This window comes from Agromyces cucurbitae (genome assembly GCF_058349945.1).
In genome coordinates this window covers 747,078-766,203 of record NZ_JBYRES010000001.1, presented here as the reverse complement: position 1 = coordinate 766,203, position 19,126 = coordinate 747,078, and the positions used below count along the sequence as shown (strand labels likewise).

At 69.0% G+C, this 19,126-nt stretch carries 13 protein-coding genes and 2 tRNA genes; 2 read left to right on the top strand and 13 right to left on the bottom strand.

Annotated elements, in window-relative coordinates:
- Nucleotides 1-55: 55 nt before the first annotated feature.
- A complete protein-coding gene (locus AC3RJ6_RS03705; RefSeq protein WP_491425517.1) occupies nucleotides 56-997 on the top strand; it encodes an AraC family transcriptional regulator in 942 nt (313 codons plus the stop codon).
- A 273-nt stretch (nucleotides 998-1,270) separates the two neighbouring features.
- Here the strand turns inward: AC3RJ6_RS03705 and AC3RJ6_RS03700 are convergent, their stop codons facing one another.
- From AC3RJ6_RS03700 to AC3RJ6_RS03650, 11 genes are all read right to left on the bottom strand, one after another.
- Nucleotides 1,271-1,837 carry a TetR/AcrR family transcriptional regulator gene (locus AC3RJ6_RS03700; protein WP_491425516.1) on the bottom strand — a complete coding sequence of 189 codons (567 nt, stop codon included), beginning with the start codon at nucleotides 1,835-1,837 and terminating at the stop codon, nucleotides 1,271-1,273.
- Nucleotides 1,837-2,304 carry a nuclear transport factor 2 family protein gene (locus tag AC3RJ6_RS03695; RefSeq protein ID WP_491425515.1) on the bottom strand — a complete coding sequence of 156 codons (468 nt, stop codon included), beginning with the start codon at nucleotides 2,302-2,304 and terminating at the stop codon, nucleotides 1,837-1,839. The genes AC3RJ6_RS03700 and AC3RJ6_RS03695 overlap by 1 nt, the downstream gene beginning before the upstream one ends.
- Nucleotides 2,305-2,434: 130 nt before the next feature.
- Nucleotides 2,435-5,875 carry a MobF family relaxase gene (gene mobF / locus AC3RJ6_RS03690; protein ID WP_491426222.1) on the bottom strand — a complete coding sequence of 1,147 codons (3,441 nt, stop codon included), beginning with the start codon at nucleotides 5,873-5,875 and terminating at the stop codon, nucleotides 2,435-2,437.
- A 497-nt stretch (nucleotides 5,876-6,372) separates the two neighbouring features.
- Nucleotides 6,373-7,596, bottom strand: a complete 1,224-nt coding sequence (locus AC3RJ6_RS03685) for a tyrosine-type recombinase/integrase (protein ID WP_491425514.1) — start codon at nucleotides 7,594-7,596, stop codon at nucleotides 6,373-6,375.
- A 6-nt stretch (nucleotides 7,597-7,602) separates the two neighbouring features.
- On the bottom strand, nucleotides 7,603-7,827 hold the full coding sequence (locus AC3RJ6_RS03680; protein WP_491425513.1) for a helix-turn-helix transcriptional regulator: 225 nt from the start codon (nucleotides 7,825-7,827) through the stop codon (nucleotides 7,603-7,605).
- Between the two features lie 168 nt (nucleotides 7,828-7,995).
- Nucleotides 7,996-8,072: transfer RNA gene (locus tag AC3RJ6_RS03675), tRNA-Met, on the bottom strand.
- A 46-nt stretch (nucleotides 8,073-8,118) separates the two neighbouring features.
- Nucleotides 8,119-8,190, bottom strand: a tRNA-Thr gene (locus AC3RJ6_RS03670).
- 130 nt (nucleotides 8,191-8,320) lie between these two features.
- Nucleotides 8,321-10,240: a glycoside hydrolase family 13 protein gene (locus AC3RJ6_RS03665; protein WP_491425512.1), complete on the bottom strand. Its 1,920-nt coding sequence runs from the start codon at nucleotides 10,238-10,240 to the stop codon at nucleotides 8,321-8,323.
- 190 nt (nucleotides 10,241-10,430) lie between these two features.
- The gene (locus AC3RJ6_RS03660; RefSeq protein WP_491426221.1) at nucleotides 10,431-11,363 is read right to left on the bottom strand and encodes a sugar ABC transporter permease; all 933 of its coding nucleotides are present in this window, start codon (nucleotides 11,361-11,363) and stop codon (nucleotides 10,431-10,433) included.
- A 92-nt stretch (nucleotides 11,364-11,455) separates the two neighbouring features.
- A complete protein-coding gene (locus AC3RJ6_RS03655; RefSeq protein WP_491425511.1) occupies nucleotides 11,456-13,075 on the bottom strand; it encodes an ABC transporter permease subunit in 1,620 nt (539 codons plus the stop codon).
- A 143-nt stretch (nucleotides 13,076-13,218) separates the two neighbouring features.
- Nucleotides 13,219-14,454, bottom strand: a complete 1,236-nt coding sequence (locus tag AC3RJ6_RS03650; RefSeq protein WP_491425510.1) for a sugar ABC transporter substrate-binding protein — start codon at nucleotides 14,452-14,454, stop codon at nucleotides 13,219-13,221.
- Between the two features lie 241 nt (nucleotides 14,455-14,695).
- Between AC3RJ6_RS03650 and AC3RJ6_RS03645 the strand changes: the two genes are divergently transcribed.
- Nucleotides 14,696-16,513, top strand: coding sequence for a glycoside hydrolase family 13 protein (locus AC3RJ6_RS03645; protein ID WP_491425509.1), 1,818 nt, complete (start codon nucleotides 14,696-14,698; stop codon nucleotides 16,511-16,513).
- Nucleotides 16,514-16,683: 170 nt separating this feature from the next.
- Here AC3RJ6_RS03645 and AC3RJ6_RS03640 read toward each other — a convergent pair whose 3' ends face one another.
- Together AC3RJ6_RS03640 and AC3RJ6_RS03635 are read right to left on the bottom strand one after the other, a co-directional pair.
- Nucleotides 16,684-17,739, bottom strand: a complete 1,056-nt coding sequence (locus tag AC3RJ6_RS03640) for an endonuclease domain-containing protein (RefSeq protein ID WP_491425508.1) — start codon at nucleotides 17,737-17,739, stop codon at nucleotides 16,684-16,686.
- Nucleotides 17,740-17,799: 60 nt separating this feature from the next.
- Nucleotides 17,800-19,038, bottom strand: a complete 1,239-nt coding sequence (locus AC3RJ6_RS03635) for a M23 family metallopeptidase (RefSeq protein WP_491425507.1) — start codon at nucleotides 19,036-19,038, stop codon at nucleotides 17,800-17,802.
- Between the last annotated feature and the right edge of the window lie 88 nt (nucleotides 19,039-19,126).

Genomic DNA, 19,126 nt, shown 5'->3' with positions numbered 1-19,126 from the left:
CATGCTCGCCAAGTCGGCAGCACTCCGCGTTCCGGTTCTTCCGTAGGATTTCTTCATGGAAACCGTCGAGGATGAAGATCCAGGCGGGGGCGGTCGGGCGCTTGACCCGGTTCCGTCCGAAAGCCCTGACTTGGAATCCACGGCCGATCGCACCATCGTCGATCTTCAGGGCGCTGGGCCGTTCCTCAGCCTCGGGCGCTACCGCTACTTGACCGCCCATGAGGCGCTACCCGCCCAGGTGCATCCGACCATGATCGTTCTGGCGTTTCCCCTCCGCAGTCGATTTGACTTCGTCATCGACGGGAGAGTCGTCCACGTCCAACCGGGAGAACTGATCCGGATCCGCCCTGGCAGCGTCTACACGACCGGAATCGGTTCGCAAACGCGCGGTGAGCTCGTCTGGCTTCTGCTTCGATGGAGCGCGACCGATCACGAGCCGGAGGACTCGCTCGGCGAGTTGATCGATCACCTGATCTCTGACGACGCAGACGTGCGTCTCGCGCCCGAGTTCGCCGTGAACCTTCTGACCACCGCCCTGGCCGACCCGGACGACAGGACCCGCCTCACTCACGCATGGCGCCACTCTTTGTGCACATCGGCGCTTCTAGAACTCGCACGCCGGAGCCAACAGGATGCAGGCGTCGCACCGATGCACCCGGGGCTGCGCCGCGCAGTCGCATGGATCGAGGACCACATCGAAGAGTCGATCTCCGTCGCTGAGCTCGTCGACATCGCCGGGATGTCGAGCACGAACTTCTACATGCAGTTCACGCGATCACTCGGGACTACACCGAAGGACTACGTGTTGCGGGCCAAGATCGCGCGCGCTGAGCAACTTCTCGTCATGCGTTCCGACAGCATCAGCTCGATCGCACACACACTCGGATTTTCAACGAGTCAGCACTTCGGTACCGCCTTCCGGCGCTACACCGGAATGTCGCCGACACAGTACCGCGCCCGAGGATCGTCCGGCGATCCGATTGGCGAAGAACCCTAATCCGCTCATTCAGATTCGTAGCTGTGGGGGGCGAAAGGCGTGGGAACGCGGGTGTCACTTCGGTGGGTCAGCGTGTTGAGCGTTGCGGATCCGTCGCAACGCGAGCGCGATCTGCGTGCGCGTCTTGCCGCGCTGACTGGTGAGGTCCCAGCCGAGCATTTCGGAAGCATGGCCGACACACTCATAAACCGTGGAGTGATGGAGGGGGAGCACGTTTGCAGAGCCGGCGCGGGTCGAGACTCGTCGCCAGATCGACGACAGCTCGATGCCCGTTCAGCGAGTCGGATCGAGAAGGCGCCGTTCTGTGCGCGCGATGATCCCGAGGAACGTCGCGTCGTCGCGGTATGCGCGGGCCAAGATCAGTCCGCCCTGGATCGCCGCGACCGCGTCCACCGCGCGGTCGGCCGCTTCCTGCTGTGAGATTGCGCCTGTGCGCAGCGCTCTGGTGAGCGCGTCGACCCAGTTGGTGAAGTAGGCTCGGACCGCCTCGGCGAAGTCGTCCTGCTCATCACCCAACGTCATCGCAGCGAACAGGCACACGCGCTCGCGCGAGATGAAATACTCGGCCACCTCCCGCGACATCGCCGCGACCGCCTCCGTGGCATCGCCGGCGGTGCGCAGAGGGATGAAGATCCGTTCCTCGAACCAATCGCCCACCTGCTCGAGAACGGCGCGGGCCATGTCCGCCTTCCCCTCGGGGAAGAAGTGGTAGAGACTCCCGCGGCCGATGCCAGTCTCCTGCTGGATAACGGACAACGAGCTGCTCTCGAACCCTCGACGGCGGAATACGCCGGCGAGGGCACGGACGGCGTCCGAGCGTTCGAGGAGGGTGCGGGACATTACAGTCCGAGCTCGCTCAGGCCGGGGTGATCTGCGGGACGAGAACCGGACGCATCCCAGAAGAACTTCCGATCGGATTCGTCGATCGCCACATCGTTGATGCTCGCATGGCGGTGCGTCATGAGTCCGTCCTGGTCGAATTGCCAGTTCTCGTTCCCGTAGGCGCGGAACCACTGGCCCGAGGTGTCGTGGTACTCGTACGCGAAACGCACGGCAATCACGTCGCCAGTGTAAGCCCACAGCTCCTTGATGAGCCGATAGTCGAGTTCGCGCTCCCACTTGCCGGTGAGGAACTCCACGATTGCGGGGCGGCCCTGCACGAACGTGGACCGGTTGCGCCACCAGCTGTCCTCGCTGTACGCGAGCGAGATGCGCTCTGGGTCACGGGTGTTCCAGCCGTCCTCGGCGACGCGAACCTTCTGGATGGCGGTCTCTTCGGTGAACGGGGGTAGAGGCGGACGGACCATGATGAGCCATTCAATAGTGGCAGATTGTACTGTTTGGTACAGATTGTACTCAACGGTACAAAGCGGGTTCGCGTCTGTCAAGTCGTCCACGATCAGGGCAGTCGCGCGCGCTCTATCGGGCTGATCTGAGTTAGATGCCTAGATCGACCTCCGCAAGGCCCGACGCGACGTTCGACCTCCACGGGTCCTTCTCATGGTCTGTGACGCGACGTGCGGCCTCGAATGCGGTGCGGGCGCGCAGCGCGTCCACCTTCTGGTTGTCGGAGGTGGGTTGTCCGACGCCGAGGGGCCGGCCGCCGACGATTCCGTAGCGGTCACGGTACGCGGCGACCGTCGCGGCACAACGCAACCACAACTTCCTTGTGGAACCTGTCGGCGATGTACCCAGCATGCGGGTCCATGGTTCCCCCGATGCCACGGCTTGTTCGGCCAACGCCGCCGCTCGTGCTTCTATGAGTTCGGCGCGCTCGCGGAGCGCGCGCCGTGATGCGGTATCCATCGGCCCGGCCGCCGTCGGCCACAGCCCGGCGATGAAACTTGGGGAATACGCTGAGCGTCCGGCTGAGGCATCCTGCATCACGGTGTGCGCGACCCGCACACACAGCACCGCGGCGATGTCTGCGGCGTCGTCGAACCCGCGCTCTCCGACCGCGTCGGCGAGCAACCTCGCTACATCTGCGCCGTGTGCTTCGGCCCGACGCAATTCCGCCCCGAGCGGCCCGAACGCGTCTGAGCTGACTACTGCGTCCGCTCGTTCGCGAGTGAGTCCGCTGCCCTGCACGAGCGCGACCCAACGGTCGTGCTGTGCGGCGGCGGCGATGGTCTCGTATTCGGCGGCGAGTTGCGTGATTGAGCCCCAGGTCCCCTGCTCGACGGTGATTGTTTCGTGTGCCGAGAGTTCGGCCCCGACATGACGGAGGATGCCGGCGAGCACCGAGTGGGCGTTGGTGTTGGCGTCGTCGCGGGGCCTGATGCCGGTGTGTGCGACATCGGGGCGGTCGAGGGCGACATACGCGGTGTTCGATTCACGGCCGCGGGTCATCGCCACGTACAGGTTCTCGCGGGTCATCCCACGGGCGACGACGACGTGCGCGGTGTCTGTGGTCAGGCCCTGTGCGCGATGTGCGGTCACGGCGTACCCAAGCTCGACGTGCGCGGCGACATACTCGGCAGGCAACTGGGTGCTGCTCCCCCACCGGTGTCCATATCTGCGCACTTCGAGCGCACCGTGGTGGTGCACGGCAAGGACGGTCCATCGGTCGCCGTTGCGCACCCACGCCCGGCCGGCGCGCAGTAGCCGGTCGTTGCGGCGGGTGATGATCGTGTCACCCACCGCGGCCCGGGTGCCGTCGTGCAGAGCAACCTCGCACAGAGCGTCGACGCGGCCGTCGAGGATTGCGTCGTTGCGCGCTCGTTCGTTCAACGCTGCGACCGCCTCGTTCGAGTCGCTGATCAACACGCTCACCCGGCCCGCGCAGGCGTCGGCACGCCAGCCTGCGTACGCGGTATCCGCCATCGCCTCGGTTTCGCCCTCGCGCACGCGGCCGTGGGCAAGATAGCGGTCGATGGATGCCGGGTCGCCACGTCGGAGCTCGAGGGATGCGGTCTTCTCCCACTCGCTGACGAAGCGGTGCACATCGGAGAGTTCGGGTGCGTCGGGGCGGTCGTGCACGAGCATCGCGAACGCGCCGCCCGCATCCATAGATTGCAGTTGTGCGTAATCGCCGACGAGCAGGACCTTCGCGCCCGCATTCGCCGCGAGGGCGCTCACCCGGTCGAGCGCGAACGTGCCCGCAAGGGATGCCTCGTCGACGATCACGAGCTGGCCCGACCGGAACGCGTCGCCGTGCATGAGGTGGTTCTGCCACCACTTCGCGAGATTCTCCGTCGCAATACCCAGATCAACCGCGAGCACGTGTGCGGCGGCTGCCGACGGGGCAAGACCGATCACCGAGCCGCGACCGTGTTCCGCTTCCCAGGCATGGCGGAGGGTCCCCATCACCGTTGACTTCCCAGCACCGGCCGGACCGACCAGCACATCGAGCACGCGGCCCGATTCAACGATCGCCTGCAACGCAGCCGCCTGGTCGGCCCCGAGACGGCCGCCGCCCGGCAGCCGTCGACGGGCGCCCTCACAGATGCTGGCCGACCTGCTGGTCGGGCCGGTGGTGTTCGTCGCCCGTTCGCGGAGGCGTGTCTCTGCGTCAAGCAGCGCCTCGGAGGTGTAGACGGCCGAGTGTTTCGGGCGGAACACGCTCGTGCCATCATTACGCGCGAACACGGCCGGGCTGGACGCGAGCTCGGGTGGCGTGATCCGCAACGACGCGTGCTCGGCCGCGTCCACGACAAGTCCGACGACAGCTTCGCGATCGGAAGGTGTTGCGAATCGGCACTGCATGGTTTGACGTGCGGCCTCAGCGACGAGGTTCCAGTGCCGCCAGGTTGCACGCTTCTCACTCACCGCACGCAACACCCGGGCGCCGAGCGTTGCCACGACGTCGAGCGGCACGTCGTCCGCGCGCAACACCAGCGGCGCAGTATCCGCGGATGCAACGCGCGCCCACGCGGTTGCATCCTGCCCGAGCACCGCCGTTGCACGCTCACGCCACCCGCGCGTGAGTTCAGCAAGCGACCGGACGTGCTTCTCGGGCCGGGTCGACAGCGTCGCCTGCGCGCGGAGCTTCATGATCGTCGCCCGGCCCGGCCGGTGACCGTGCACCTCGAGGTACTCGGCGATCAAGTGATCGGTCACGGCATCGATATGACGCGAGCGGGTCGAGAACTCCCCCACCAGCTCGTCAGACACTGACGCGATCGACCAGGCGGGGTTGCGGTCACGGCCCCGCTCGCGCTGCTCCCACCCGACGCCGAGGGCCCGGGTGAGCGCATCCTGGAACAGCGCCTGGTGCAATTCCGAGAGCGCGACGACCGCGGCGTGCAACGGGCGCCCATCGAGGGAGCGCCACTTGCGATCGAGTACCGTTTGCACCTTGTTGCTCACCACCACGTGCGTGTGCAGGTGCGGGTCACCGGCCCGGCTGTCGAAGTGATCGAACGCCGTCGCGATCAACCCCGTCACATCGACCTGTGCGACGGCGCCGTCACCGCCGGCCGCGAAGCCAGTACGGGTTGCGGCGACCTCGCGCTCCATGAACGCCAGCACCTGCTCGACCGCGTCGTGATGCGCACGCACGATGCGCTCCTGCGTGGTCGCATCCGCCACGGCCCACAACACACTCGCCGACTTCGGCACCGAGAACGTGAAATCGAACCCCGCCACCGCCCGCCTGCAGCAGTCGTACTGCGGGAACGCACGACCGAGCGGTCCGCCGGTGACCGGATCCCGGCCGCATCCGAGCAGGAGCTGCAACTGCTCCTCGGTGACCTCACCACCAGCCGAGAGCACACCCCCAGCGAGACCGCGAACACCGGCACCCATCCACCGACCAGGCGGGGTGCCCTTCGCCTCGTAATACCGAGTCAACGGCGTCGCGAGCGACCGCACCCCATCGTCGGCGACGACCGAGCGCAGCAGATATCGGTACCCCTCACCGGCACTCATCACCCGCATCGACACCGTCACCCGCACCAACCCCCGACCACGCCGTAAAGGTGCGCCCCTCGAACTGCAAGAGGCGTGGCATCTTCGGAGCCGTCAGGACGCTGGGTTCCAGCGGGGTTGGGCATCGACCGCTGTCTGTGTCACCTTGCAGCCAATGATCGATCCGGGCCGGCGCCGGTGGCAGGCTTCGCGGAGGATCTGAATGCCCGAGTTGAATGAGTCCTCGAAGCGGGCCAATTGCGCCCACGGTACACCGTTCCGGCTCGCGAACTCCCGCGAATTGGCGGTGACAACGCAGCCGCACACCGACGTTCAGATGAGCACGCACCCGCGCGAGGGAGCAGATGCACACCTATTCGATATGGCTATGCACTCAGCGGCGCCGCGAGTCGCGAACTCAGTGATCGCCAGTTCGGCGAGCCAGCCAGTCGAATTCCTTAAAGGCCTGATGAGACGGTGCCGCACCGGGTGCGGCACCGTGCCTCAACCTGCGGTGGTCGACCAGATCAACCGGAAGATCCGAAGGCTCCATCGCTTTCGGGCGCACTGACCGGGGGTGCGAGCTGTTGCAGCACCTCCGCGGACAACGGTTTCAGTGCCGTGCCAGGCTCCGCATAGTGCTTCTTCGTCGTCGACGTCGAGGCGTGCCCGAGCATGTCGGCCGCAGCCTGCAGGTCGAGCTCATTAGCCAGCAGCGTCGCGCCGGTGCGGCGAAACGCGTGCGGCGAGATATTCATCCCTTCAAGTCCGGCGTCCTTGAGGATTTCGCGGAACGTGCGTCGGGCATTGTGCGGTGCAAGCGGGGTTCCGTGCTTCGTGAAGAAGAGCGGGTGTTCGGCATCCTCACCTGCGATGAGGGCGAGTCTCCGACGGATGACCTCGGCGGCGAACGCAGGCACTGCAACCGTGCGAACTGATTCGTGCGTCTTCGGGTGCTCCTGCCGAAACGCGCCGACGCCCGTGCGGACCACGATGGTCCCGGTGATGCTCACCCGCGGCTGATCAGCAGTCACGTCGACGTCGCACTTCCGCAGCGCCAGGGTCTCGCCGATGCGGGTGGCCGTGCCGAGCATGACCTCGATGAGGTCGCGCACCTGGCCGTCGGGCTTCGGCCCCTTGACGTCGTCGCCGCTACGCCAGTCACGTGCGGCGACGCGGATCGCCGCGATCTGCTCGGGCGTGAGTGCCTTCGGAGTGTGCTTCGGCGCCTTCATCCGCGAAGCTTCCTTGACCGGGTTCCGCTGGATGATCTCCTGCCGCACGGCGAACGCCATGACCATGCCGAGGAGGGTGCGGGAATGCTTCGCTCGCGCGAATGACTTGTCTCGCTGATCCTTGAGAAACCGATCGACACGGCTGACCGTGACCTCACGCACGGTGAAGTGCTCGAAGTACGGAACGATGAGTGTCCGGAGTTCGCGGGCGTACGTCTCCTTCGTACCGTCGGAACGATCGACGTCGCGTCGGACGTCTTCGATCCACGCGTCGGCGAGCTTCGTGAACGGCGAATCGGCGGTCAGCGTGTCACCGTCGCCGAACCGCATCCGCGTCGCGAGTCGCTCCTTGAGTGCGGACTTCGCAGCTCCCCGGCTCGCGCCCGTCGCCGAGACCTGCCGGGTCTCGCCGTCCCAGTCGCGGAAGCGGGCGTACGCCCGGAACCGTCCGGGCCCGACCTGATTCGTCTTGACGTCGCCGAAGGTTCCGATCGGCAGACGCGGCCGGCCGGCCATCAGCGCTCACCGCCCGCGATCGGACGGCACAGGGTCGTGCAACGCGTCCATCCAGCTGAGCACTTCGGAGACCCGGTACCGGATCTCGCGCCCGACATGGATGCCGGCAGGGCCTCTGCCGGCCGCGCGCAGGTCGTAGATCGCCTGCACGTGCACGCCGAGATACTCGGCGAGCTCGCTCGTCGTGAGGACCGGCTCGAGGCCGAGTCCTGAGAGTCGTTCGGTGTCCATGGCACTAGGTGTCCCAGGCCATCCCAAGTCACGCGGGATGGCTCGAACACCTTCCTCATGGAGGCCCGCTGAACACGGGCGCCGGTGGAAAAGCGTTGAATAAACGTTGAACTCATCGAGTCCTTGCCCTTCGATAGGACAAGAAACCCCAGATCAACCCCAGATTTCTGGTAGCGAGGGCGGGACTCGAACCCGCGACACCACGATTATGAGCCGTGTGCTCTAACCACCTGAGCTACCCCGCCGCGAGGCTTTCGGCACGGAACGCGAACGCTCGAACCGAGAAACCAGAGCCCCGAGTCAGGATTGAACTGACGACCCCTTCCTTACCATGGAAGTGCTCTACCACTGAGCTATCGGGGCATGTCACCGAGAATCGGCAACCAGACGAGGATATCACCTCTCGAGGGGTGCTTCGTACCACGGGCCGACAAGACGCCGCGCGACGTCACCGGGCGACGCACGCGACGCTGGCGGGGTCGCTCGGCGGCCGTCACGCCCCCGGCGCCGCCACCCCGGGCAGCGCCCACGCCGAGAACTCCGGCCCCTCCGCCGAGAGCTCGACGACGTCGCCGGCCAGCGACAGGCGGGCGTCGCCGTGCACGCGGGTCGCGGCATCCGCACCGGGCAGCGCACCCGGCTCGAACGACACGGTCGTCGCCGCGCGCGCCGCGAACACGAGCACCGATGCCTCGGCCGATTCGCGCACGAACGCGACGGCGTCGTCGCCGACCGCGAGCCACCGGATGCCGCCCGTCGCGAGCACCGGGTGCGCGCGGCGCAGCGCGATGAGCTCGCGATACGCCGACAGCACGGGCGCGACGTCGGCGTCGCCTTCACTCCCCCACGGCATGGGGGTGCGGGATGCCTCGCCGTCGACGCCGGTCAGGCCGAACTCGTCGCCCGCCCACACGACGGGCACGCCCGGCATCGTCACCGCGAGCCCGAACGCCACGGGCGCCGTGCCCGGCAGGGCGTGGGTCGCGAATCGCGGGGTGTCGTGCGTGTCGAGCGCGTTCATCGTGCCGAGGCGCGTGCGCCACGGGAAGCCGGCCGCGAAGCGCAGGTGGGCGTCGACGAACTGCCGGCCGGTGAACGCGGGCACCCGGCCGAGCGCGAAGCCGATGCCGCCGCCGGCGGGGCTGCCGGGCTCCTGCAGCCAGCTCCACAGCGGGCGCGTGAACGGCGCGTAGGTCATGGCCCCGTGCCACGCGTCGCCCTGGAAGTCGTCGGCGCCGTCGTTCGTCGACTCGCCGATGAGCATCGTGTCGGGGTTCACGTCGAGCATCGTGCGGCGGATCGCCTGCCGCACCTCGGCGTTGAGGTCGACGTCGCCGAGCCGCCCGGTCATGTTCGCGACGTCGATGCGCCACCCGTCGAGCGAGTACGGCGCCCGCAGGTACTTCGCGACGACCGAGCCCGGTCCCTCGACGAAGCGGCGCCGCAGCTCTGCCGACGACCAGTCGAACTTCGGCAGGCTCGGCACGCCGAGCCACGACTCGTACCCGTGGCCGCCCTCGGCCTCATCATCGCGGAAGAAGTAGAAGTCGCGCTCGGCCGACGCGGGGTCGGCCTGCGCCGCGCGGAACCACTCGTGCGCATCGCCCGAGTGATTGCTGGTCAGGTCGCCGATGACGCGGATGCCTCGGGCATGCGCCGCCTCGACGAGCCGCACGAGCGCCTCGTCGCCGCCGAGCAGGTCGTCGACCCGGTCGAACGTCGACGCGTCGTAGCGGTGGTTCGACCGCGCGGGGAACATGGGCGTGAGGTACAGCAGTGTCACGCCGAGGTCGACGAGGTGGTCGAGCTTCTCGCGCACGCCGTCGAGGTCGCCGCCGAAGACCTGCTTCGACCGGCCCGGCGGCACGGGGTCGAGCGCGTCGCCCCACTCGGCGGCGATCGCCCACTCGGGCAGTTCGCCGGTCGCGCGCAGCCGGTCGAACGGGGCGCCGGCCGACTTCGCGAACCGGTCGGGGAACACCTGGTAGAGCACGCTGCCCGCGACCCAGTCGGGTGCGGCGGCGTGCGCGACGAGCCTGAAGTCGTCGCGGTCGCGCGTCTCGACGCCCGACAGGCCGAGCTGGTTGAGCCAGTGCTGCCGTCCGTCGGTGCCGACGAGCAGCCACCGATACCCGTGCACGGGGTTCTCGACCTCGACCTCGGCCTCCCACCAGTCCCAGCCGTCTGGGGCGTTCGCAGGCGTGGATGCCTCGGGCAGGCGCCGCGCCTCGTCGAAGCGCGGCTCGCGGTTCGGGTTCGACCGCGTGCCGACCCAGGCGAGCTCGCCGATCGGCGTGCCGTCGGCGGCGAGCGCGCCTTCGGGCACGCGCAGCCGCACCCGCACGGTCTCGCCGAGCGCGGGGTTCTGGGTCGACACGTGCAGCGGTGATCCGTCGTGGTGCGGCGTCAGCATGGAGGCATCCTCTCGTGCACCACCGTCACGGCCGCCCGGCGCGGCCGCGACGCGGTGCTGTTGGGTCGGAGCAATGCCAGTTGCGCCTCACCGATGAGGCGCAGCTGGCATAGCTCGAAACGACATCTGCAGCGGGCGCAGCGGCGTGCCCGCAACGGCGCCCGGCAGACCGAGCAGGTCGCTCTGGCCCCTACTTGACCGCGCCCGCGGTGAGCCCGCCGACGATGTACTTCTGCAAGAAGAGGAACAGCGCCACGACCGGCAGCGCCGCCATCACGGCACCGGCCGAGAACGCGCTCCAGTCGGCGTAGCGCGGGTTCGACACGAGCTTCGTGAGGCCGACGGCGAGGGTCTGCTTCTCGGTGTCGACGAGCAGCACCGAGGCGACCACGAACTCGTTCACCGACGCGATGAACGAGAGCAGCGCGACGACCGCGAGGATCGGCGCGACGAGCCGCAGGATGATCGTGAAGAAGATGCGCGCGTGGCCCGCGCCGTCGAGCTTCGCGGCCTCGTCGATCGACGCCGGCACCGTGTTGAAGAAGCCGTACATGAGGTAGGTGTTCACGCCGAGCGCGCCGCCGAGGTACACCATGATGAGGCCGACGTGGGTGTTGAGGCCGATCGCGGGGAACAGGTCGCCGATCGACGACATGAGCAGGAAGATCGCGACGACCGCGAGCAGCTGCGGGAACATCTGCACGACGACGATCGAGATGAGCCCGAACCGGCGGCCCGTGAATCGCATGCGCGAGAACGAGTACGCGGCGAGCGCCCCGAGGAACACGGTGCACACCGCGGTGATGCCCGCGATGATGAGCGTGTTGCCGAACCAGGTCGTGAAGGGCACCTGCGGGTCGGTCAGGATGCGGATGTAGCTGTCGAGGCCGATCTGCGAGAACAGCGCGTTCGACCCGGTCAGGGTGCCGTGCGGGTTGAGCGACGACGACACCACGAACATGATGGGGAACAGCGCGAACACGACCATGACGACGCCGATCACGTGGCGCCAGCCGGTCGCCCAGAACCAGCGGCTGAAGTTGAACGGCCGCTTGGGCAGCTCGATGGGGGCGCCGCCCTCGGGGCCGCCGACCGACGCGTGCGCGCGGGTCGAGGCATCCATCTCCTCCATCTCGGCGACCGCGAGCCCGACGCCTGTGGGGGCGACGAGGCCCGGGCCCGAACCCGTACCCGACTTGTCCTTGCGAGCGGCCATCAGTTCAGCTCCTCGAGGCTCTTGGTGCGACGGAAGGCGATGATCGAGATCACCGCGACGACGATGAAGATGATGATCGAGTAGGCGCTCGCGAGACCGTAGTCGCGGTTCTCGCCTGTGAAGGCCACCTTGTAGACCATCGTGATCAGGATGTCGGTGAAGCCGACGGGTATCGGCGCGTTCGCGTCGCGCGGCCCGCCGTCGGTGAGCATGTAGATCGTGTTGAAGTTGTTGAAGTTGAACGCGAACGACGCGATGAGCAGGGGCGCGACGCTCACGAGCAGCAGCGGCAGCTTGATCAGGCGGAAGATCGCCCACGGCTTCGCGCCGTCGACGGTCGCCGCCTCCTGCAGCTCCTCGGGGATCGACTGCAGGGCGCCCGTGCACACGAGGAACATGTAGGGGAAGCCGAGCCACAGGTTGACGATGAGGATCGACACCTTCGCGAGCGTCGGGTCGGTGAGCCACGGCACCTCGGCGCCGCCGAGCAGCACCTGGTTGATGAAGCCGAAGCTCTTGTTCATCATGCCCGCCCAGACGAGCGCCGACAGGAACGACGGGATCGCGTACGGCAGGATCATCAGCACCCGGTAGCCCTTGCGGCCGCGCATGCGCATGTCGTTGAACGTGATCGCGAGGAACAACCCGAGGAAGAACGTCGACGCGACCGAGATGAGCGCGAACGCGAAGGTCCAGAGCGTGACGTAGACGAGCGGGCCCGCGAGGCGGGTGTCGGTGACGGCCCGCACGAAGTTGTCGAAGCCGATCGTGATCTGCCAGCCGGGCAGCAGCTCGTCGCCGTTCTCGGCGGTGAACGCGCCGACGCCGGTGTCGCTGTAGACGGTGCCGGTCTCGAGGTCGGTCATCGTGCCCGCCTCGGCGTCGTACGCGAGGGTCGAGATGTAGAGGTAGCCCTTTGAACCGTCGGGCGTGCGGATCGCGCCGTCGTTCGGGTCCTCCGAGTACGGCACCGCGAGCGCGGTCACCTCGTCGGTGCGGGCGAGCACGTCGGCGAACTGCAGCGAGTTCCAGCCCTCGGCCGAGACGGCGACGTCGCCGGAGAATTCGACCCCGGATGCCTCGTGCAGGGGCTCCTCGTTGGTGCCGACGAGCGCATCGCCGTCGGGGTCGGTGACGAGCAGGCCCAGCTCGCCGCCCCGCTCGACGACGGTCACGCCGTAGGTGGGCGAGTCGGGCACGCGCTCGAGCGACGAGGCCATGAGCGACGAGACCGCCTGCTCCTTGGAGCCGTTGTGGCCCGTGCCGTAGTTCGTGAAGGCGATGTACGCCGTGTAGCCGAGCACGAAGACCTGGAACACGACGAGGAAGATGACCCCGGGCGTCAGGTACTTCGCCGGCAGCTTCTTGCGCGAGAAGTAGATCCAGTTGACGATCACGGTGACCGCGGCCACGAGGCCGAGCACGAGCCACTGCTCGTGCATCGCGAGCACGAACACCGCGTACAGCGCGAGCGCGTCGACGATGCCGACCCCTGCGAGCTTCACGAGCAGCAGCTTGATGCCGCCCGACGCCTCGTCGGCGATGTTCGCCGCACGACGCTGCTGCTTCGTGGGCTTCGGTGGGGCGTCTTCGCGGACGTCGTCGGTCGCGGTGCTCATGCTGGTGCCTGGTCTCTCGTGTCGCGTCTGGGGATGCAGGAAGTCCGTCGGTCGAGTAGCCCCGACGAAGGAGGGGCGTATCGAGACCACGTCACCGGGTCTCGATGCGGCGCTTCGCGCCTACTCGACCGACGGACTCACGATCAGCTGGCGTCGATCGCCGCCTGCACGTCGGAGGCGAGCTTCTGCCACGTGGCGACCGGGTCGGCACCGTTGATGATGGCGGCCTCGGCGATGCCCCAGTACTGCCACACCTGGCCCATGGCCGGGATGGCCGGCATCGGCACGGCGTCGGCGCCGACGGCGGCGAAGCCGGCGACGATCGGGTCGCTCGAGGCGGTCTCGGCGGCGGCGGTGAGGGCGGGCAGCACGTTGCCGGCCTTGAAGAGCTCGAGCTGCACGTCCTCGGTGCCGATGTAGTTCACGAGGAAGTCGTTCGCGGCGACCTTGTTCTTCGACTCGGCCGAGACGAAGAAGCCCTTGACGCCGGCGAACGGCTGGGCGGCCTCGCTGGTCGGGCTGGGGATCACGTCGATCGCGACGTTGATGCCGGCGTCGACGGCAGCGCCGACGTTCCACGGGCCGGTCAGCCAGAAGGCCGCCTTGCCGGTCGTGAACGCGTCCTTCGCGATGTCGCCGTCGATGTCGGTGTTGAACGCGCCGGTGCCGTTCTTGCCCTGCGAGCCGAGCCAGGTGGCGAACTGCTCGCCGCCCGAGTTGCCGAGCTGGAGGTCATCGGGGTTGTAGCCCTCGGCGTCGCTGCCGAACACGGGAGCGCCGAACGCGGTCTGGAACGGGTACAGGTGGTACGGGTTGCCCTCGGCGCCCTGCTCGACCACGAACGGGTGGTCGAGGCCGGCGGCCTTGCCCTTGGCGAGCATGTCGTCGAAGCTCGTGGCCGGCTCGGGAACGAGGTCGGCGTTGCGCAGCATCGCGAGGTTCTCGACGGCGTACGGCAGCATGTAGACGGTGCCCTCGTAGGTCGACGCGTCGATCGCAACCGGGAGGTAGTCGGCCGCCGAGTCGCCGAGCTCGAGCGGCGCCACGACGCCGTTCGTCGAGAGCTCGCCGAGCCAGTCGTGGGCGCCCATGACGACGTCGGGGCCCTTGCCGGTCGGAACCTGCTGGATGAAGTCGCTCTTGATGTCGGCGTTGTCCTTGCCGACGAGCTTGACCTCGATGCCGGTCTTGTCCTGGTACGCCTCGGCCGCGCCCTTCAGCGCGTCCACGCGCTCGGCGTCGACCCAGACCGTCAGCGAACCGCTCGCGCTCGACGTGTCGTCCGAACCGCTGCCGCTGCCCGCGCAACCGGCGAGTCCGAGAGCGGCGACGGCGGCGATCGCACCGGCCGCAAGCAGGCTCTTCCTGTTCACCCTCATTGGTGTGTCCTTCTCAGTGTGCGTGAGATCGGCGCCTCCGCCGGTGGCTCTGATGCCGACCGCGCCCGAAAGGCCGTTCTGCAATTGACGCTCGCTGATTGCAAGCGATTACAGATATACCTTGCGTTGCGCGTATTACAAAACCGGGATGCTGCGATCGATACCAGTTCGTGATGCTTCTGCAACCCGTGGGAACTGCAAGCGTTTCCATCCGGTATGGAGATGACGTACAGTTTCGGACATGACTTCCGAATGGTGGCGCACCGCCGCGATCTACCAGATCTACCCCCGCTCCTTCGCCGACGCGAACGGCGACGGCATGGGCGACCTGGCCGGCATCACGCAGCGGCTCGGCGCGCTCGAAGAGCTCGGCATCGACGCCATCTGGCTCTCGCCGTTCTTCACGTCCCCCCAGAAGGACGCCGGTTACGACGTCGCCGACTACTGCGACGTCGACCCGCGCTTCGGCACCCTCGCCGACTTCGACGCCATGGTCGCCGAGGCGCACGCACGAGACATCCGCGTCATCGTCGACCTCGTGCCGAACCACTCGAGCGACCGGCACGAGTGGTTCCAGGCGGCGCTCGCCGCACCCGCCGGTAGCGCCGAGCGCGGGCGGTACCTGTTCCGCGACGGCCGCGGCCCCGGCGGCGATGAGCCGCCGAACAACTGGGAGTCGGTCTTCGGCGGCCCCGCCTGGACGCGCGTCGTCGAGGCCGACGGCACGCCCGGCCAGTGGTACCTGCACATCTTCGACTCGTCGCAGCCCGACTTCGACTGGACGAACGAGGAGGTGCGCGAGGAGTTCCGCCGCATCCTGCGGTTCTGGCTCGACCGCGGTGTCGACGGGTTCCGCGTCGACGTCGCCCACGGCATGATCAAGGCCGACGGCCTGCCCGACTACACCCCGCCCGCCGACGGCGGCAGCATGGGCGGCGCCGGCGGGGTCGCGACCGACGACGGCCGGCACGACGTCGGCCAGCACGACGTCGGCACGGCGCACGGCGCCGGACCCGAGGCATCCACCGGTGTGCCGCTCGAGCCCGAGATCTCGACCGAGGCCGACGACCTCGCGCCGTACTGGGCGCAGGACGGCGTGCACGAGATCTTCCGCGACTGGCGGGCGCTGCTCGACGAGTACCCCGGCGACCGCATCCTCGCGGGCGAGGCGTGGGTCGACCCGCTCGCCAAGCTGGCCCGGTGGGTGCGCCCCGACGAGATGCACCAGACGTTCAACTTCGCCTACCTCGAGACGCCGTGGCAGGCCGATGCGCTGCGCCGCGTGATCGACGACTCGATCACCGCGTTCGGCAGCGTCGGCGCCCCGTCGACGTGGGTGCTGTCGAACCACGACGTCGTGCGCCACGCGACCCGCCTCTCGGTCACCGAGCCGAACCCGCAGGGCCACGGCCTCGGACCGCGCTCGCGCGGCATCCCCGCCTACGCCGACGGGCTCCGCCGCGCTCGCGCCGCGACCGCCCTCATGCTCGCGCTGCCCGGCTCGGCCTACCTCTACCAGGGCGAGGAGCTCGGCCTGCCCGAGGTCATCGACCTGCCCGACGAGGCCCGCCAGGACCCGACGTGGTTCCGCACCGCCGGCGAGCGCTACGGTCGCGACGGCTGCCGCGTTCCGCTGCCGTGGGACGCCTCCGCGCCGTCGTACGGCTTCGGCCCGACGGATGCCTCGTGGCTGCCGCAGCCCGACTCGTGGGCGTCGCTCGCCCGCGACGTGCAGGAGGGCGACCCCGACTCGACGCTCTCGCTCTACCGTTCGCTGCTCGCCGCCCGCCGCGCGCACGGCCTCGCCGCCGGGTCGCTCGAGTGGGTCGACGCCGACGGCGCGGGTGTCGGCGACGGCTCCGCCGACGGCGCGGCTGTGGGCGGCGGCGCCGACGGTGCCGGTGTGCTCGCGTTCCGCAACGGCGACGTGCTCGTGGTCGCGAACACGGGCACCGCGCCCGCGACGCTGCCCGCGGGCGACGTGCTCGTCGCGAGCGGCCCCCTCGACGAGGCATCCCGCCTGCTGCCCCCCGACACGACGGCCTGGCTGCGCGCGTAGCCCGGGTCACGGCTTGGCCGGAGCGGCTCCAGCACGCGGCATCCGCAACGTATTACAGGAACATAGGGGTGATGCCCCTCGTCACGGTGCCTATCGCCCCTATGTTCCTGCAATAGTTCCCCGGCGCTACGCAAACGTCGCCTCCCGACGCCGCGCAACGTGACACCCGGCTACCAGCGCAGGTTCGGCCCGATCCCACTGTGCCCGGAACGGCGACCCACGTGCCGCGGCAGCACCAGTCCGTCGCGTTCGACTTCGTGCGCGCGGTAGCCCCAACGGTGCTCGCCGCGGCCGATGAGCGCGAGCAGTTCGGCGCTCGTCGCATCCCAGTGGTTCATCACCATGCGATAGCTGAGCCGCACGACGAGGTAACCGCGCACCGCCAGCTCGAAGTCGCGCCTCCGGTCGCTTTCGAACTCGTCGTCGCCCGAATGGAACTGCGACCCGTCGACCTCGATCACGAGCCGATCTCCGACCAGCAGGTCGACCCGTCCGATGCCGTGCAGTCGCACCTGGGTGCGGTGCGGAATCCGCCGCGACCGAAGCAGCATGCGCACCTTCGACTCGATCACCGACTGCGAGCCGACGCTCGCGCGATCCACGATCCAACGGCCCGCGGGCCGCGCCCACGAGCGCACCACGGCCAGGTCACGAGCGGCGAGGATGCCGCGCGCGAGCGCTGCATCGATCGTCGTGATCGCATCGCCGGGGGTGGCGCAGACGAGCATCTCCGCGAGCGCGAGGTGGAGCGGGTCGCAGGCGGCGGTCGCAGACGGCGCATTCCGGTAGTGCAGGCAGACGCGGTCGCGTGAACGGTCGAGCGGGCGGCGTCCGTCGCGCGACGCCCGGGCGGGCCCCGAGCCGCCCGCCGGCGAGCCACCCGCCGCCCCGCCCGCAGGCGAGCCGCCCGCATCGAGGTCGGGGCTGTGGAGGCGTGAGGCGCTCCGGCTGATGCGGACGTGGAGCATCCCGCCGTCCGCCGTCGGGAGGTCGTGCCGCCGCGCGACAGTCGCCGCCGTCGCCGCGCCGCCGACCCGCACTGCCCGTACGGCGTCGTCGTGCAGGTCGGCCGTCGCGTACCACCCGCGGCGCACGCGCGTCGCGACCCCCGCCGCTATCGCGGCGGAGACGTCGCCGCGCTGAAGGCCCGCTTCAGCGAGCGCCTGAAGCGAACACACACCGCCGTTCGCCGTGATCAGCGCGGCGACGACGTGCGGCGGATGCATGCAGCGAGTCTGCCGCCTTGCGAGCAGCCGAGCGCCGGATCACCGCACGCTGTGGAGAACTCAGTTCGTGTTCGCGTACAGCCACTCGAGCGGGTCGACCCACTCGCCGTCGATGCCGCCGATGCGGATCTCGAAGTGCAGGTGCGGGCCGGTCGACATGCCGGTGTTGCCCGTCTCGCCGATGACCTGGCCGACCTCGACGGTGTCGCCCTCTTCGACGAGGCGCGAGCCCGAGATCATGTGCGCGTAGACGCTCACGATGATCTGCCCGTCGATCTCGTGCTGGATCATGACGACCGTGCCGAGTGATCCGCCCTCGTCGGTCGAGTTCACGACGACGCCGTCGGCGATCGACTGGATGTCGGCGCCGTAGCCCGGGTTGAAGTCCTGGCCGTGGTGGTCGCTCGAGCAGCCGGCGCAGTCGCGGTAGCCGAAGCGGTCGCCGATGTGCACGCCGATCGCGAACGGCCACTGGATCGTGCCCGCGGGGTTGTTGGTGAACGTCGCCTCGGGCCGGATGCCCGCCGCCTCGGCGTACTCCTCGATCGTCTGCGTCTTGTAGCCCTCGCTGTCGACGCCCTCGGCCACGACGCCGTCGGCGATCTGCATGCTCTGGCCGTCGATCGACGCCGACCCGGAGCCCTCGAGCGCCAGCGCCTGCACCTCGGCGGGCGTCATGAGCGACATCGCCGGCACCGACGTGGCGACCGCGAGCATGCCGGCGAACCCCATCGCGATGACGGGCGCGAGGCGGCGGCCGATGCGACGGGCCGGCTTCGCAGCCGCGGCGGGTCGGGTCGACGCGCTGCGCGCGACCGGGGCGGATGCCGCGGGGCCGGCGCCGCTCGCAACACCACGCGACGGGCGCTTCGAACGACGGGCGGATGCCGCGGGGTGCACGTCGGCCGCAGGAGCCGAGGCCGCCCGTGCACGACGGTTCGACGCCGGGTGCTCTGCCGAGCGCGACGCACGCCCGGCGGCAGGCGTCGACGCCGGCTCGGCGGGTGCGTCGTTCGACGTGAAGCCGGATCCGGCGATGAGCGCGGCGAGGTCGTCGACGGCGGAATCGCCCGTCAGCACCTCGGGCGTCGGAATGGCGGTCGCCGATGCGGCAGTGACGGGACCGGCAGCGACGGGCGCCGGAGCAGCGGCGGCCGCAGCAGCCGGAGCGGCAGCGGCAGGAGGGACAGCGGCGGCCGGAGCGGCAGGAGCCGGAGCGGCAGCAGCAGGAGTGACAGCAGCAGGAGTGACAGCAGCAGGAGTGGCAGCGGCAGCGGCAGCAGCCGGCGCAGCGGTCACCGGAGCGGCAGCCGCTCCCGAAGCAGCCGTCGCTGCGCTCGACGCAGCAGTCATCGCAGCAGCGGCCGCCGCCGACCGATCGGCGACG